Source organism: Sphingopyxis sp. LC363 (genome assembly GCF_000756385.1).
In the GTDB taxonomy this organism is placed as follows: Bacteria; Pseudomonadota; Alphaproteobacteria; order Sphingomonadales; family Sphingomonadaceae; genus Sphingopyxis.
This window is the reverse complement of the sequence record NZ_JNFC01000048.1, coordinates 1-15,945: the sequence shown is the minus strand read 5'-3', so window position 1 is coordinate 15,945 and position 15,945 is coordinate 1. Positions and strand designations below refer to the sequence as shown.

General features: G+C 66.3%; 15 protein-coding genes and 1 pseudogene. 10 read left to right on the top strand and 6 right to left on the bottom strand.

Features of this window, described 5'->3' with window-relative positions; translation table 11 throughout:
• Positions 1–217, top strand: a 217-nt coding sequence (locus tag FG95_RS16375) for a tryptophan synthase subunit alpha (RefSeq protein WP_037557261.1), incomplete at its 5' end; no start/stop codon positions are given.
• 469 nt (positions 218–686) lie between these two features.
• Here FG95_RS16375 and FG95_RS16370 read toward each other — a convergent pair.
• The 3 genes from FG95_RS16370 to FG95_RS16360 form a co-directional block, all read right to left on the bottom strand.
• The gene (locus tag FG95_RS16370) at positions 687–1,898 is read right to left on the bottom strand and encodes a pyridoxal phosphate-dependent aminotransferase (protein WP_037557260.1); all 1,212 of its coding nucleotides are present in this window, start codon (positions 1,896–1,898) and stop codon (positions 687–689) included.
• Positions 1,899–2,026: 128 nt separating this feature from the next.
• The gene (gene pabB / locus FG95_RS16365) at positions 2,027–3,859 is read right to left on the bottom strand and encodes an aminodeoxychorismate synthase component I (RefSeq protein WP_200880217.1); all 1,833 of its coding nucleotides are present in this window, start codon (positions 3,857–3,859) and stop codon (positions 2,027–2,029) included.
• A 34-nt stretch (positions 3,860–3,893) separates the two neighbouring features.
• Entirely contained in the window at positions 3,894–4,430 is a 537-nt protein-coding gene (locus tag FG95_RS16360; RefSeq protein ID WP_037557258.1) for a hypothetical protein, read from the bottom strand.
• A 136-nt stretch (positions 4,431–4,566) separates the two neighbouring features.
• Between FG95_RS16360 and FG95_RS16355 the strand changes: the two genes are divergently transcribed.
• Positions 4,567–6,237, top strand: a complete 1,671-nt coding sequence (locus FG95_RS16355; RefSeq protein ID WP_037557256.1) for an AMP-binding protein — start codon at positions 4,567–4,569, stop codon at positions 6,235–6,237.
• Here FG95_RS16355 and FG95_RS16350 read toward each other — a convergent pair.
• A complete protein-coding gene (locus FG95_RS16350) occupies positions 6,234–7,517 on the bottom strand; it encodes an NADH:flavin oxidoreductase/NADH oxidase family protein (RefSeq protein ID WP_037557255.1) in 1,284 nt (427 codons plus the stop codon). The two genes, FG95_RS16355 and FG95_RS16350, sit on opposite strands and share 4 nt — an antisense overlap.
• A gap of 143 nt (positions 7,518–7,660) precedes the next feature.
• On the opposite strand from FG95_RS16350, the gene FG95_RS16345 reads away from it, so the two are divergent.
• From FG95_RS16345 to FG95_RS16315, 7 genes are all read left to right on the top strand, one after another.
• A complete protein-coding gene (locus tag FG95_RS16345; protein ID WP_081933213.1) occupies positions 7,661–8,116 on the top strand; it encodes a MerC domain-containing protein in 456 nt (151 codons plus the stop codon).
• A gap of 104 nt (positions 8,117–8,220) precedes the next feature.
• Positions 8,221–8,685 carry a Fur family transcriptional regulator gene (locus FG95_RS16340; RefSeq protein ID WP_037557254.1) on the top strand — a complete coding sequence of 155 codons (465 nt, stop codon included), beginning with the start codon at positions 8,221–8,223 and terminating at the stop codon, positions 8,683–8,685.
• A 34-nt stretch (positions 8,686–8,719) separates the two neighbouring features.
• Positions 8,720–9,556: a hypothetical protein gene (locus FG95_RS16335; RefSeq protein WP_200880216.1), complete on the top strand. Its 837-nt coding sequence runs from the start codon at positions 8,720–8,722 to the stop codon at positions 9,554–9,556.
• A gap of 70 nt (positions 9,557–9,626) precedes the next feature.
• Positions 9,627–11,150: a fumarate hydratase gene (locus FG95_RS16330; RefSeq protein ID WP_037557264.1), complete on the top strand. Its 1,524-nt coding sequence runs from the start codon at positions 9,627–9,629 to the stop codon at positions 11,148–11,150.
• A gap of 307 nt (positions 11,151–11,457) precedes the next feature.
• A complete protein-coding gene (locus FG95_RS16325; RefSeq protein ID WP_037557253.1) occupies positions 11,458–11,748 on the top strand; it encodes a GIY-YIG nuclease family protein in 291 nt (96 codons plus the stop codon).
• A 153-nt stretch (positions 11,749–11,901) separates the two neighbouring features.
• The gene (locus FG95_RS16320) at positions 11,902–13,437 is read left to right on the top strand and encodes a M20/M25/M40 family metallo-hydrolase (protein WP_037557252.1); all 1,536 of its coding nucleotides are present in this window, start codon (positions 11,902–11,904) and stop codon (positions 13,435–13,437) included.
• Positions 13,434–13,889, top strand: coding sequence for a VOC family protein (locus FG95_RS16315; protein ID WP_037557251.1), 456 nt, complete (start codon positions 13,434–13,436; stop codon positions 13,887–13,889). The genes FG95_RS16320 and FG95_RS16315 overlap by 4 nt, the downstream gene beginning before the upstream one ends.
• A gap of 138 nt (positions 13,890–14,027) precedes the next feature.
• Here the strand turns inward: FG95_RS16315 and FG95_RS16310 are convergent, their stop codons facing one another.
• Positions 14,028–15,224: a DUF481 domain-containing protein gene (locus FG95_RS16310; protein WP_235211600.1), complete on the bottom strand. Its 1,197-nt coding sequence runs from the start codon at positions 15,222–15,224 to the stop codon at positions 14,028–14,030.
• A 132-nt stretch (positions 15,225–15,356) separates the two neighbouring features.
• On the opposite strand from FG95_RS16310, the gene FG95_RS16305 reads away from it, so the two are divergent.
• Positions 15,357–15,632 carry a hypothetical protein gene (locus FG95_RS16305; protein ID WP_037557250.1) on the top strand — a complete coding sequence of 92 codons (276 nt, stop codon included), beginning with the start codon at positions 15,357–15,359 and terminating at the stop codon, positions 15,630–15,632.
• A 186-nt stretch (positions 15,633–15,818) separates the two neighbouring features.
• Here the strand turns inward: FG95_RS16305 and FG95_RS20330 are convergent.
• A pseudogene (locus FG95_RS20330) lies at positions 15,819–15,945 on the bottom strand (IS5/IS1182 family transposase); the annotation flags it as partial.

Sequence of the window (15,945 nt, the reverse complement as noted above, 5' to 3'; positions counted from 1 at the left end):
TCTGAAAGCCGCGACCGACCTGCCCGTGGCGGTCGGCTTCGGCGTCCGCACCCCCGAACAGGCCGCGCAGATCGCCAAGGTCGCCGACGGCGTCCTCGTCGGGTCGGCGTTTATCGACATCATCGCCGCACATGGCGACGCCGCGGGGCCGCATGTCGAGGCTTTCACCCCCACCCTCGCCGATGCTATCCATAGCGCCAAGGAGAGTGCCGCATGAGCTTGCCCCGACGCGTCCGCCACCCGCCCCCCCCGCCCGGAGCGGCGGGCCCCCGCGGGGGCCCCCGCCCCGCGCCCGCCCGCCCCCGCCGCCAGCGCCGCGACGGCGCGAGGCGACGGCGCCCGCCGCAGCGGCGTCATGCCGGGATCGGCAGCGCCGGCTGATTGAGGACGATGTAAGTCGCGCCAATCGCGAAGCCGGCGAGCATGGTCAAAAACCAATCGGAGCGGAGCATGGAGAGCATAGGGGCCTCTTATCATATTATCTTGTTCGCGGCCGGAGCCGCCCTGGTTACACCGGCAATATGACGCGCCCCTTGCCATCCGTCGGTGATGGCGGTCACTCTATACGCGATGACTTACCATCCGGTGAACCGGGCGCTTAACCGGCGTTCAGGTTCAAATAGGCCCGCCCGCCCACATTACAAGACCGATCGGTATAAAATTCCTATGCAGCGGTAAACCGACGCTTAGCTTAGCGCTGCGCACGCCTGCTGGATACGCACACACGCTTCCTTCAGCACCGCTTCGGACGTCGCGTAAGAGACGCGGAAGGCCGGCGACAGGCCGAAGGCGCCGCCATGAACGGCCGCGACGCGCGCCGAATCGAGGAAATAGTCGATCAAGGCCTCGTCGCTGTCGATGACATGGCCCGCGGGCGTCTTCTTGCCGATGCAGCCCGATGCGTCGGGATAGACATAGAAAGCGCCGTCGGGGACCGGGCAGTCGAGGCCCGGTGCGTCGTTGAGCATCGCGACCACCATGTCGCGGCGCTTTCTGAACGCCGCATTCCGATCGTCGAGGAACTGCTGCGGCCCGCCAAGCGCGGCGGCGGCGGCGGCCTGCGCAATCGAGCAGGGGTTCGACGTCGACTGCGACTGGAGCTTGCCCATCGCCTTGATGATCCACGCGGGCCCGCCCGCATAGCCGATGCGCCAGCCGGTCATCGCATAGGCCTTCGAACAGCCGTTCACCGTCAGGACGCGGTCGATCAGGTCGGGACAGCGCTGCGCGAAGGTCGTGAATTCGAAGTCGGCGTACCAGACATGCTCGTACATATCGTCGGTCATCACCATGACGTGCGGATGGCGGCGGATGACCTCGCCAAGCGCGTCGAGCTCCTCGCCCGAATAGGCGGCGCCCGACGGGTTCGACGGCGAGTTCAGCATCACCCAGCGCGTCTTCTTGGTGATCGCCGCCTCGAGCTGCGCAGGGGTGATCTTGTAGTTCTGCGCCGCCGTACCCTCGACGATCACCGGCGTGCCGCCCGCGAAGGCGACGATGTCGGGATAGCTGACCCAATAGGGCGCCGGGATGATCACCTCGTCGCCCGGATCGACCGTCGCGACGAGCGCGTTGAACAAGGTATGCTTGCCGCCGACATTGACCGAAATCTGGTCGAGCCCGAAATCGAGGCCGTTGTCGCGGCGGAACTTGCCGCGGATCGCTTCCTTCAGCGCCACCGTGCCGTCGACCAGCGTATATTTGGTCTGCCCGTTCCGGATCGCCTCGATCGCCGCTTCCTTGACGAAATCGGGGGTGTCGAAATCGGGCTCGCCCGCGCTGAGCCCGATGACATCGACACCCGACGCTTTCAGCGCCGAGACGCGCGCGGTCATCGCGAGCGTCGCCGAGGGCTGGATGCGGTTGAGGGCGGCGGAGACATGGGGCTTCAGCGACATGACGATATCTTCCGTGGCTTGCGCGGTCGGGCTGCAAAGGGACAGGAAATTGCGCGCGGCCGCGCCTAAAGCCTCCGGCCGATATTCGCAAGCGCGCAGCTTGATAATTTACCTATGCGGCGGGCAGGTCAGCCTATCGAGGATGCCGCAGCGTCGACGAGCCGCGCCGGCACCAGCCCGCGCAGGCTGTTGCCGATGAAGAAGCCGCTTTCGAGATCGGCAAGGCGCAGGTGCGATTCGACCGCGCGCCCCTTGTCGATCAGCTCGGCGCGCAGCACGCCGGGGAGCAGCCCCAGCGCGAGCGGCGGGGTGAGTAACTGCCCTTCGCGCTCGACGAAGATGTTGCTCCAGCTGCCTTCGGTGACGAAACCCGGTTCGTCGACGAAAACGACCTCGGCCGCGCCGCTCTCGTGCCGCGCCGTGTCATAGGCGGCGCGCAGGCTCGTCTTGTGCGCGAGGCGAAAGTCGCCCGCCGCCATCGGCGCCGAGCGCACCGCGACCGGCACCGGCAATTCGGCAAGGCGGGGCAGCGGCGACACCTCGATCGCGAGCGCTCCCGATGGCGCGAGGCGCATCCGCACCCGCGCGGCGCTGCGCAGGCGGAAGGTCGCCGATTGCAGGCTGTTGCGCGCACCGTGCCGGTCGAAGATAAAGCCCAGCGTTTCGGCACTCGCCTTCATCCGCGCGAGATGCCCCTCGAGCCGCTGGATGCCCTCCACCGGATCGAAAAGCATCGTCTCGATCAGGTCGAAGCTTTCGCCCGCTACAACCACAAATTCCCCCTTGGCCAGACATTCGCGCCATTCTTCAGCCGGTTGGCTGTCGGCGACGATTCCAGAACCGAGTCCCAGCGTGGCGCAAGCCGGTCCGCCATGCAACCCGCCTTGCGGGAAGACGAGCGTGCGGATCGCGACATTGAACGCGGCATCGCCCCCCGGTTCGATAAAGCCGATCGACCCCGTGTAAAGTCCGCGCGCGTCGGTTTCGAGTTCGTCGATGATTTCCATCGCGCGCACCTTGGGCGCCCCGGTGATCGACCCGCACGGAAAGGCGGCGCGCAGCACATCCACCGCGCCGCGCCCTTCGGGCAGCCGCGCACCGACGTCCGACACGAGCTGATGGATCGTCGGAAAGCTTTCGACGCGGAACAGATCGGGCACCGCGACCGACCCCGGCACCGCGACGCGCGACAGGTCGTTGCGGATCAGGTCGACGATCATCAGATTTTCGGCGCGCTGCTTCGGATCTTCGGCAAGCTCGCGGGCGGCCGCCGCGTCGGCTTCGGGATCGGCAAGCCGCGCCGCCGTCCCTTTCATCGGCCGCGCCATCACCTGCTTATCGCGCAGCGCGAAGAAAAGCTCGGGCGAGTGCGAGACGATCGCCTGCTCGCCCGTCCAGATCACCCCGCCATAGCCCGCGCGTGCCGTCCGCCGCAGCCGCGCATGGACGGCAAGCGGATTGCCGAACACCGGCACGTCGGCGCGAAAGGTCAAATTCGCCTGATAGATGTCGCCCGCACGAATCAGCCGCAGCACGGCTTCCACCGCCGCGAGATAGTCGGTGCATGCCACGCGCGGCCGCGGCCTGCCGACCCACGCCGCATCGGGATCGGGCAGCAGGCCGGGCACCGCATCGGCGGCGATCCGCCGGGCGCGTTCGAACAGACCGAACCAGCCGATCGGAACCGCGCCGGCCGTGGTATCCACCGCGCCCCTCCATGCGGGGCCGAGCCCCTTGCCCGCTTCGTACGACAGATAGCCCGCAGCATGGAGCCCGCGCGCCCGCGCGCCCTCGAGCGCCGCAAGCAGGCCCGGCACCTCGGCGGCGGAGCAGGCGGTGAGTATTTCGACGGGCTCGGCGAACAGCCGCGCCGCCGCCGCGCCCTCGGCGCGTGCATCGTCGAGCAGCACGAAGGGCGGGCAGCCCGGCCCCGGCAAAGGGATCGCGTCGCCGCCCGCCATCGCTATCTCACGGTCGGTCGCGCGCCCGCGGCGATCAGCGGTCGCGCTTCATGCGGATCGTGCGGCCGCCCTCGATCGAGGCGAAATAACTGCCCATCGTCGCGACCTTGATCTTGACCTTCTGCCCCGCCTTGGGCTGGCGCGGCAGCCGCGTCGTGTCGATCTGCGTCCACACCGCATCGTCTTCCATGGCCAGCGTATATTTGCCCGAGCGATCGAGGCTTACCGAACGGATCGTCGTTTCGATCTCCTTGACCTCATCCTCGTCGCCGCCGAAAATTCCGCCGAGCTTGGGAAAGGAAAAACCGAACAGGCCGCGCCGCGCCTTTTTCGCCGTTTCGCGGTCGGTAAAGGTGATTTCGCGCGCCTGATCGGCGCTCGACAATTCGCCGACCTCGCGGTCGAAACAGGCGAGCCGCGCCGCCGCGTCGGCGATGTCGCGACACGCGTAGAGTTCCTGGATCTGCGCGGGGCGTTCCGAAGGCAATTTGTCCTTCGCCGCGGCCGGAACGGCGAGCGCGCCGGCAAGAAGGACGAGCGGCGCGGCGACACGCGATGACAGTTGCGGCATGGCAAAACCCCTGGCGAGAACGATATGCGCTGCCTAGCCGCAGCGACGCCGCGCCGCAAGCGAGCCCGGTTGCGGTTGCAGCTTACTGACCCTAGTGTCAGGAAGCCGCACAATATTCGAGAGGATCCCGCACGCGATGGACAGCCGCTTTTCCTGGTCGACCGATTACCATCATCCGACGGCCTGGGATCAGGATTATCCGCCGCTCTCGCTCCCCGACATGCTCGCCGCCAGCGTGGCGCGAAAAGGCGACGCGCCGATGCTCGATTTTCTGGGCCGCGAGTTCGGCTATGCCGAGGTGGCGCGCGGCGCGGCGCGCGTCGCGCGCGGACTCCAGCAGCTGGGGCTCGGCAAGGGCAGCCGCGTCGGCCTCTTCCTCCCCAACGTCCCGCATTATGTCGCGGCCTATTATGGCGCGCTCGCGGCCGGCGCGACCGTGGTCAATTTCTCGCCGCTCTATACGGTCGCCGAGCTGGAGGCGCAGGTCGAGGATTCGGGCACCGACACGCTCTTCACGCTGAGCGCCGCGGCGCTCCTCCCCACCGCCTTGAAGGTGCTCGACGGATCGAGCCTGACGCGCCTCGTCGTCGGGTCGGTCGCGGGCGGTTTGCCGGCGGCGAAGTCGGTGCTCTATCGCCTGTTCAAACGCAGCGAAGTCGCGCCGCTTCCCGCCGATCCGCGCGTCATCCGCTTTTCCGCGCTGACCGACAATGACGGCCGCCCCGACCCCGTCGCGATCGACCCGCAAACCGACATCGCGCTGATCCAGTACACCGGGGGTACAACGGGGACGCCGAAGGGCGCCAAGCTGACGCACCAAAACCTCACCGCCAACGCGCGGCAGGTGAACGCGATCGACCCCGACCATGATGCCGAGGACCGTATCCTCGGCGTGCTCCCCTTCTTCCACGTCTTCGCCAACACCTGCGTGCTCAACCGCACAATACTCAACGGCGGCACGATCACGATGCTGCCGCGCTTCGACGCCAAACAGGCGCTTCAGGCGATCACGCGGACGAAAACCACTGCCCTGCCCGGCGTCCCGACGATGTATCAGGCGCTGCTCGATCACCCGTCGCTCGCCGCCACCGACTTCTCCAGCCTGCGCGTCTGCATCTCGGGCGGCGCGCCGATGCCCGCCGAGCTGCGCGAGAAATTCGTCGCCGCCACCGGCGCGTCGCTCGTCGAGGGCTATGGCCTCACCGAAAGCTCGGGCGTCGTCGCGACCAATCCTTATGAAGGCCCGGTGCGCCCGGGCACGATCGGCCAGCCGATCCCCGCGACGCACATCCGCCTGCTCGACAAGGAAGACCCGACCAAGGACGCACCCGACGGCGAGCCCGGCGAACTGGCGGTAAAGGGGCCGCAGATCATGCAGGGCTATTGGAACCGCCCCGACGCCGACAAGGACAGCTTCACCGACGACGGCTGGCTGCGCACCGGCGACGTCGCCGTGGTCGAGGAGGGCGGTTATATCCGCATCGTCGACCGGCTGAAGGACATGATCGCGGTCGGCGGATTCAAGGTCTACCCGAGCGTGATCGAAGCGCATCTCTATGAACATCCCGCGGTCAAGGAAGCGATCGTGCTCGGCGTTCCCGACGCCTATCGCGGCGAGGCGCCGAAAGCCTTCGTGACGCTCGAGGAGGGCTTCGACGTCAGCGGCGAGGCGCTCGCCGCCTGGCTCAACCCCCAACTCGGCAAGCACGAGCGAGTGAATGCGGTGGACGTGCGGTTGAACCTCCCCAAGACGATGATCGGCAAGCTCGACCGCAAGGCGTTGCGCGCGGAAGAGAGCGCGGCCTAACCCCGCGCTTTCATGATCGCCTTGTTGCGCGCCTCGAGCGTGCGGAAGGCTGAAAAGACGCTCAGCTGTTCGTCCGCCCGGCCCGTATGGCCGAGCAGCCAGAGCTGTTGGTAGAACCAGTAGATGCCGGCAAAGCCGTCGATCGCCTTGACGATCTGGAGGCGTTTCAGAAAGCCCAGCCAGCGGGGCACCAGCCCCAGCCTCTCCTCGTAACGCGGCAAGATTTCGGCGCCGGCGAGCAATTGTCTCGGGGCGTCGGTCGTCAGGCACATCGGGCGGCCGAGCCCGATCACGTCGGCCGCGCCGCGCTCGAGCGCCTGTTCCATCGCGGCGCGCGTTCGAAAGCCGCCCGTCACCATCAGCGGCACCGACACAGCGGCCCGCATCGCGAGCGCGAAATCGACGAAATAGGCTTCACGCGCGAGCGTCGAGGGCGCGACATTCTGCGCGGCGCTTTCCTCCATGCCTTCGATCCCGAGGAGCTTGGGCTGTTCGTAGCTGCCGCCCGAAATCTCGATCAGGTCGACGCTCGCGGCTTCGAGCCAGCCCGCGACGGTCAGGCTGTCCTCGAAAGCGAAACCGCCCTTCTGGAAATCGGCGCTGTTGAGCTTGACCGAGATCGGGAACGCCGGCCCCGTCGCCGCGCGGATCGCGGCGATCACATCGAGGAGCAGGCGCGCGCGATTTTCGAGGCTGCCGCCATATTCGTCGGCCCGCCGGTTCGACAGCGGGCTCAGAAACTGCGACATCAGATAGCCGTGCGCGGCGTGCACCTGCACCCCGGTGAAACCGGCGTCCTGGCACGCTTTCGCCGCCACCGCCCAGCGTTCGACTAGCCCGGCGATCTCGCCGCGCGTCAGCGGCTCGGGCTGACCGAACTGTCCGCCGGGAAGCCCCAGCCGAACGTCCGATGCCGATTTGGGGTGCCGGTTGACGATCGCCGGAGTCTGCCGCCCGCTATGGCTGATCTGCGGCCAGAAATGATTGCCGCCGCGCGTTCCGGCCGCGGCCCATCGCGCCAGCCGCGCCATCATCTCGGCGTCGGGCGCCCCGTCGATCACGACGTTGCCCGGGCGTTCGAGATGGTCGCGGTCGATCACCAGATTGCCGCCGATGAGCAGCCCCGCGCCGCCGTCGGACCACAGTCCATAGAGCCGGTCGAGCTCGGGGGTCGGCCGGCCGTCGGGGGTCGCCAGCCCCTCGGTCATCGCCGCCTTGGCGATGCGGTTCGGCAGCATCGCCCCGCACGGCAGTTTCAGCGGCTTCGATAATGGGCTCATAACCGCCCCTCCTCACCCGGTTTTCTCCATAAAACGGACTGATCCTGCCCTCGGGCCAAGTCAAAAAGATTCGCGTGTGTGATGTTGTAACCTTTGTCATGTTATGCCATATCAGGACCCGTAATCGTTGAACGGAGAATCGGGTGACCCATGTCGCCAGCCCTGCCCCTGTCCTGACGCGCCCTGCCTCTTTCTTGAGACGGGGGGCCGCGCTGGTTCAGGCTGCACGCGATTCGCGGCCGCTGACGTCGCTGTCGGGTGACCAGCTGGCGATGGGGTTGTCGGGGCTCTGCCTTGTCCATTGCCTTGCGACGACGATCTTCTTCGCCTCGATCGCCTCGGTCGGCGGGGTGTTTCTCGAAAACCATCTGTTCCACGAAATAGGCCTGATCATCGCGATCGGCTTTGCGCTCATCACGCTCGTTTCGGGCGTGCTCAGCCATGGCTATATGATGCCCTTCGCGGTCGGTAGCTTCGGGCTCGGCATGATGGCGGGCGCGCTGTCGCGGCCGCACGACGGCAGCGAAGTGCTCGCAACGATGATCGGCGTTGCGGTCGTTGCACTCGGCCACGACCTCAACCGCCGCGCGCGGCACTGACGCGTCCGCCGAAACGGACCGGTCCGCGGCTTGCGGGCGCCCTCCAAAGAGCCTACATTGAAAGCGTAGTTGGCGCGGAATTATCCGCGCATGAGGAAACGCCGATGGGCAAGCATGATCATCCGCACGTCGAGGCCAGCGGCGCCTCGCTCGCCAAGGCGGCGCAGACCGCGCTCGAGGGCGCGGGCGAAGCCTGGACCGACATGCGCGCCGAGATTTTCGACGCGGTCGCCGAAATCGGCAAGCCCGCGAGCGCCTATGAAATCGCCGACATCGTCTCGCAAAAGCGCGGCAAGCGCGTCGCGCCGAACAGTGTCTACCGCATCCTCGACCTGTTCGTCGCGAACAACCTCGTCCGCCGCGTCGAGAGCGCCAACGCCTTCGTCGCGAACAGCCATCCGGGCTGCCTCCACGACTGCATCTTCCTGATCTGCGACAGCTGCGGCACCGCGGTTCATGTCGACGACGACAAGCTGTCGACCGGGGTCCGCGCCGCCGCGAACGCCACCGGTTTCGCCGCCGAACGCCCGGTGATCGAGGTGCGCGGCAAATGCGCCGAGTGCCAATAAGGTGAGCCGCCGCGCTCCACCGGACGGTTAGAGCATGTTCGGGGGGCTTCAGCATTGGATCGAGGCGCAGCACGCGCGCCCATCCGCGCCGACGCGCGCGTGGATCTGGACGCTCGCGTTCGGGATCGCGACCCTGCTCTTCGGCCTCCATCTGACGCAGGTCTTCCCGCAAACGGGGCATGACATCGCGCCGGGCTATGGCGCGCCGGTGCTCGCATTCGAATTCGCGGGCAGCCAGGCCGACCTCGAGGCGATCTTCGGCTTCTTCACCGACCCGCAGCAGGTGACGCGCCTCGCCGCGATGCGCACCGGCAACGAGCGCGACTATCTCTATATGCTGCTCTACGCGGGCTTTCTCGTCAGCGGCTGCATCGCCTTATGGCGCGAGCTCCGGCATCGCGCGCTGCTCGCCGCCGCCGTGCTGCCGGTCGCCGCGGCCTTGTGCGACGCATGGGAAAACTGGCTGCTCTTCGAGATCCAGGCGGCCTTCACGCTCGGCGACTATTCGCCCGCGATGGCGAGCCTTCCCTACCCCGTCGCCGCCAAATTCTTGGCTATCGCGGCGACCAACGTCGTGATCGGCGCGGCGGCGACGCAGTTCGGGCGCTGGTGGGCGCTGGCCGGCACGCTCGCGATCCTCGCCGCCATCCCGACCGCGATGGCGATCGTCACCCCCGCGGCCTTCGCTTGGGCGCTGATCCCGTCGGCGGCGGGCGGCTGGCTGCTCCTTCTCGCGCTCGCCGCTACGGGCAGTTGGCAGGCCCTCGCCCGCAAACGCCCCCTCGTCGACTGGAGCCACACGGCGCCCGAGCCCGCTACGCCGGGCGCCGTCCTGCCTACCCGCCGCGTCTTTGGCCGGCGCCGCGCCTGACCCCCTTTCCACTGCGGCAATGCAGGTCTAGGGAAGCCCGCGAATCCCCAAAATGGGCGAAAGGCTGCACATGAACACCGTGATCATTCGCGAAGACGACCTCATCGAAACGATCGCCGACGCGCTCCAGTACATCAGCTATTTCCATCCGATGGATTATATCCGCGCATTGGGCGCCGCGTATGAGCGCGAAGTCTCGCCCGCCGCGAAGGACGCGATGGCGCAGATCCTCTCGAACAGCCGCATGTGCGCCGAGGGGCACCGCCCGATCTGCCAGGACACCGGCATCGTCACCGTCTTCATCAAATGGGGCATGGACTGCCGCCTCGACAGCCCTCGCAGCCTGCAACAGGTCGTCGACGAGGGGGTGCGCAAGGCCTATCTCCACCCCGACAACAAGCTCCGCGCCTCGATCCTCGCCGATCCCGCTTTCAGCCGCGTCAACACCAAGGACAACACGCCCTCGGTCCTCAACGTCGAGATGGTCCCCGGTGCGAAGGTCGTGATCGACGTCGCCGCGAAGGGCGGCGGCAGCGAGAACAAGTCGAAGTTCAAGATGATGAACCCGTCGGATTCGATCGTCGACTGGGTGCTCGAAATGGTGCCGCAGATGGGCGCCGGCTGGTGCCCGCCGGGGATGCTCGGCATCGGCATCGGCGGCACCGCCGAAAAGGCGATGCTGCTCGCCAAACAGTCGCTGATGGATCCGATCGACATGACCGAGCTGCTCGCGCGGGGCCCCGCGAACCCGACCGAGGAACTGCGCATCGAGCTGTATGAAAAGGTCAATGCGCTCGGCATCGGCGCGCAGGGGCTCGGCGGGCTCGCGACCGTGCTCGACGTCAAGATCGCCGATTGGCCGACGCACGCCGCGTCGAAGCCCGTCGCGATGATCCCCAACTGCGCCGCGACGCGCCACGCGCATGTCACCCTCGACGGCAGCGGCCCCGCCTTCCTCGAACCGCCGGTGCTCGCCGATTATCCGCAGATCGACTGGAAGCCCGATCAGGCCGCGATCCGCGTCGACCTCGACACGCTCACTCCCGAAATCGTCGCAAGCTGGAAACAGGGCGACCGCCTGCTCTTGAGCGGCAAGATGCTCACGGGCCGCGACGCCGCGCACAAGCGCATCGCCGACATGCTCGCGAAGGGCGAGCAGCTGCCCGTCGAGTTCAAGGGCCGCGTCATCTATTATGTCGGCCCGGTCGATCCGGTCGGCGAGGAAATCGTCGGCCCCGCAGGGCCCACGACCGCGACGCGCATGGACAAGTTCATGGACATGATGCTGGGTCAGGGCCTGCTCGCCTGCGTCGGCAAGGCCGAACGCGGCCCCGCCGCGACCAGTGCGATCGCGAAGCACAAGAGCGCGTACCTCATGGCCGTCGGCGGCGCCGCCTATCTGGTGGCGCGCGCGATCAAGGGCAGCAAGGTCGTCGGCTTCGCCGACCTTGGCATGGAGGCGATCTACGAGTTCGAGGTCAAGGACTTCCCCGTCACCGTCGCGGTCGACAGCGAAGGCCAGAATGTCCACGTCAACGCGCCGAAGCTGTGGCAGAAAAGGATCGCGGACGAGGGGTTGCTGGAGAAGGTGTGAATTCGGCAGCGTAACCTAGTTTCGCATGTTTATCATTTGGAACAGGGGGACTTTCCGCGACTAAGGGGGTGATCCGACTTTAAGGATCGCCCCAATGAACGACAATGACTGCTGGTTGACCGCACCGCCGGGAGAAGGCGAGGAAGCCCTTTGGTTCAAGTGCGGGGCCAGCGTAATCGCAAACTTCGCTTCAAAACTTTCTCCGTCACTCGGGCGAAGGCCGGGGTCTCGCCCTCACGGTCTAAAACCTCCGCAACGGAGAGAACCCGGCCTTCGCCGGAATGACGAAGAAGGGTAGGAAGGCTTCATGCGCCAGCCCTGCGTCTACATCCTCACCAATCGCGGCAACCAGCTCTTCTACATTGGCGTAACGAGCGACATCGCCGCGCGCATGATGCAGCACCGAGCCGGCGAAGGATCGGCGCATTGCCGGCGCTACAACATCCACAAGCTCGTCCATGTCGAGTTTCACGCCAAAATGCACGAAGCCATTGCGCGCGAAAAGGCGCTAAAAGAATGGCATCGCGACTGGAAGCGGCGGCTGGTGAGCGAGAATAATCCCGACTGGGACGATCTGTTCGAGCAGCTACTGAGCTGACGGTCCTCGCCGAAGTGGCGAGATCCCGGCCTTCGCCGGGATGACGACGATTTCAGTCATCCCGGCGAAGGCCGGGATCCCGCCGGTGCCTCCTTGCTATCCCCTTCAATTTGTCCAACACTCCCCGCCACATAAACAGCCAGGGGACGCAGCATGGATTTCCGTAACGTCGACAAGCTGAACCGCCGCGACGTGATTCGCGGCACCGCCATGCTCGGCGCGGGCGCGGCCTTCATGCAGCCGATCCCGCTCTGGGCGCAGTCGGGAACGATGGCCGACATCCGCAAGGCGGCCGAGGCGGGCAAGGCCGCCTCGATCAAGCGCATCCGCGACTGGATCGCGCTCCCCTCGATCGCCGCCGAGAACCGCAACATGACAGAGGGCGCCGCCTATATGGCCGAGCTCGCGAAGGATGCGGGCTTCACCAATGTCGAGATCGTGCCGACCGACGGCCATCCGGGCGTGTTCGGCACGATCGACGTCGGCGCCCCACGCACGCTCGGCATCTATTTCATGTACGACGTCAAACAGTTCGACCCGACCGAATGGTCGTCGCCGCCGCTCGAAGGCAAGATGGTCGAGCGCGAAGGTTTCGGCCAAGCGATCATGGGCCGCGGCGCGGTCAACCAGAAGGGGCCCGAGGCGACCTTCCTCGCCGCGCTCCACGCGATCCGCGCGGCAGGGCGCAAGCTGCCGGTGAACATCGTGCTCGTCTGCGAGGGCGAGGAGGAGATCGGCTCGCCGCACTTCCGCCAGATCGCGACCAAACCCAACGTCCTCGCCGCATTGAAGAAGTGCGAGGGCATCTTCATCCCCTTCGCCTCGCAGGGCAAGACCGGCAACGTCACGGTCAACCTGGGGTCGAAAGGCATCATCGAGCTCGAACTCGTCGCGAGCGGGGAAAAATGGGGTCGCGGGCCGAAGGGCGATGTCCATTCGAGCCTCAAGGCGATGGTCGACTCGCCCGCATGGCGGCTCGTGCAGGCGCTCCAGACGCTCGTCACCCCCGATGGCAACAAGCCCGCGATCGAGGGCTGGTTCGAAAATGTCCGTCCCTTGACCGAGCGCGAAAAGACATTGATCCGCGAGGCCGCGAAGGCAGGCGACGAAGCCGCGCAGAAACAGGCGCTCGGCATCACCCACTGGATCGACAATCTTTCCTACGACGACGCGCTGATCCGCCTCGCGCAGGAACCGACGGTCAATATCGAGGGGCTCGTCGCGGGCTATACCGGCCCCGGCGGCAAGACGATCCTGCCCGGCCGCGCGGTCGCCAAGCTCGACCTGCGCCTCGTCCCCAACCAGACGCGGGCCGAGGCCGAAAAGAAGCTGCGCGCGCATCTCGACAAGCATGGCTTCACCGATGTCGAGGTCAATGTTTCGGGCGGCTACGACCCGACCGAGGTCGCCGAGGACAGCCGCCTCGTCCGCTCCGAACTCGCGACCTACAAGAAGCTCGGCATCGAAACGAGCCTCAACCCGCGCATGGCGGGCAGCTGGCCGGGCGCAACCTTCACCGCGCCGCCGGTGTCGATCCCCGCCGCGCATTTCGGCATCGGCCATGGGTCGGGCGCGCATGCTCCCGACGAATATTTCCTCATCGATTCGACCAATCCGAAGGTCGCCGGACTCGTCGACGCGACGATGGGCTTCGCCGAATTTCTCTATGTCCTCGCGGCGATAAAATGAGCGACCTCAACGGCGTCGCGCACGTCATCCTGACCGCTGGCGACTTCAAACGATCGACCGCCTTCTGGCGCGCGATGATCGAATATCTCGAATTGAAGCTCGTGCTCGACAGCGAGCATATGCTTTATGGCGTCGGCGGGCGCACCGCGATCGGCATCCGCACCGGTAGCCCCGAAAATGCCGGCAAGCGCTTCGATCAGGGCGCGCCGGGGCTGCATCACGCATGTTTCCGGATGCGCGACCGCGCCGCGGTCGACCGGGTTCACGCATTCCTCGCGCGCCGCGACGACATCCATATCGTCCACGAACCGCAGGAAGAGCCGTGGGCGCCGGGCTATTATTCGGTGCTGTTCGAGGACCCCGACGGCATCCGCGTCGAATTCAACCATGTCCCCGGCACCGGCCTGCTCGCCGACGGCGAGCGGATCGGCGGCGCGAACGCGTTCGACTAGTGCGGATCTTCCCTGTGGCGCAGCCATGGGGAGGTGCAGCCTCGAAGAGGCTGACGGAGGGGCCAATGACGCAACCTCGCGGCCCCTCCACCATGCTTCGCATTGTCCCCCTCCCCACCGCTTCGCGGCAGGGAGGATTCAGAAGCCGTAGACCAAAGTGAAGCGCGTCTGCGTGTCGACGCTTTCGATCCCCGGCGGGGGGTTGGTGTCGATCTGCGCCGAATAGGCGATGCGCGCCGACAACGCGCCGGTCAGCTTGGCGTTGAGCGCGGTCTGCGAGCTGGTCGAACCGTTGGATTCGCCGATAATCGTCGAGGCGACCTGCGTCAGCCGCAACGTCGGCGACAATTGCCAGCCGAAATCGAGCCCTGCAAGCGCGGTCAGTTCGGTGTCGTTGCTGCCGTCGATGAAGTCGGTCTGGCGGAACGCCGGGCCGCCTTTCAGGCTCAGCGTCATCTTCTTGGTGTCGACCACCTTGTAGCCAAGCCCGCCCGACAGGTTCCAGCGCGTGTCATAGCCGAGGATCCGGTCATGTTCCCAGCGGGTAAGGCCATAAGCAAAAGTACGCTCGTCGATCCGGTACTGCGGTTCGAGCTCGGCCAGATAGCGTTCGACCGAGGTCTTGCCGTTCGTGCGCTGGTAATCGGCCTGCGCGCGCAGCTTGTGCGTCCAGTCGATCCCCTTGCGCGCCAGCGAAAGGCCCGCGCTGAGGCCGGCCGAGCTGGTGTTGCCGCTGCTGTGCGACGCGCCGATCTGCCCCTCGCCTTTCCAATTCTCCCAGAATTTCGCCGCCGCCAGTTTTGCGCGCGCCGCCGCCGCCGCCTCGTCCTTCTGCCGCTGCCGTTCGGCGCGATAGGCGACGACCTGCTCCTCGATTTCGGCGGCGTCCTCCGGGATTGTGGCCTTGGCAAGCTTTGCCACCGCCTCAACGTCGGCGTCCCTGCCGCTCGCCATCGCGGCGGCGAGCATGTTGCGCACCGGGTTGAACGGAACCTCCGGCGGGTGCCCACTGCGGTAATAGGCGAGCAGCGCGTCGATTTCGCCGATATTGGCCGGATGCGTCTGCCGGGCGAACTTGGCTACCGCTTCGACATCGTCATTGTCGCCGCTCGCGAAGGCGGCGTTGATCATTGCGCGCAGCGCGTCGGGCAGCGGCGGATCGGGCGGCACGAGCACGACCGGGAGCGGGGCCGCCACCACCGGGTCGACGAGCACCGGATTGATCTCCAGCGGCTCGGGCGGCGCCGGATCGGCCGGTTCCTGCGCGGCATGTGAGGGAACCGCGACGAACACGAGAGGCAGGCAAAGCGCGACCAGACGGGGGAGAGCGGTCAACGAGACGTCCTTCTTGCGGGGGCGGAAGCCGGGTTCGTTCGATCGTTCGCGCGGGGCCGGCGCGCGGACGACGCGCTCCTATAACCCGAAAGTTTCTGGCATTTCCACCCCGGCTGCCCCATCTGCAAACCTATGTATATCGCACTTGTCGCCATTTTCTGTGCCGGAATCGGCAATTTCGCGATGCACCGCGCCTTCATGGAAAGCGACGATCCGCTGATCCAGCAGATGGTGAAGCCGCTTGCGGACAAGGTCGGGCCGAACATCACCTACGTCTTCGAATTCCTGCTGCTCGTCGGCGCGATGGCGATCGCGACGCGGAACTGGTTCGCCGCGCTGATGCTCTATGGCCTCTATACGATCTTCAACGCGATGGCGTTCAGCTGGATCATGCAAAGGCCGCGGTAGACGGAGCACCGGAGGGTTTCGACCGGAAACTGCCATTGAGAGAAGAAAGCCCCTCTCCTTCAGGAGTATCAGGTCGATCGGTCCCCCGGACCGATCTGAAACGTCCGGGGGACGTTTCACCTGATACTGGGTTGGGGTGGGGTCTATCGGCCTTGCGCAAGGCCGATAGACCCCACCCCACTACGACTAGGTTGTGGACACATAAGTTCTGATCCAGAGGCGTGTTGAAGCGAGAGCGACGGCGGCGAGGAAGTTTCTGGCGAGCTTGTCGAAGCGTGTTGCGCATCGTCGGAATTGTTTGAGTTTGCAGAAA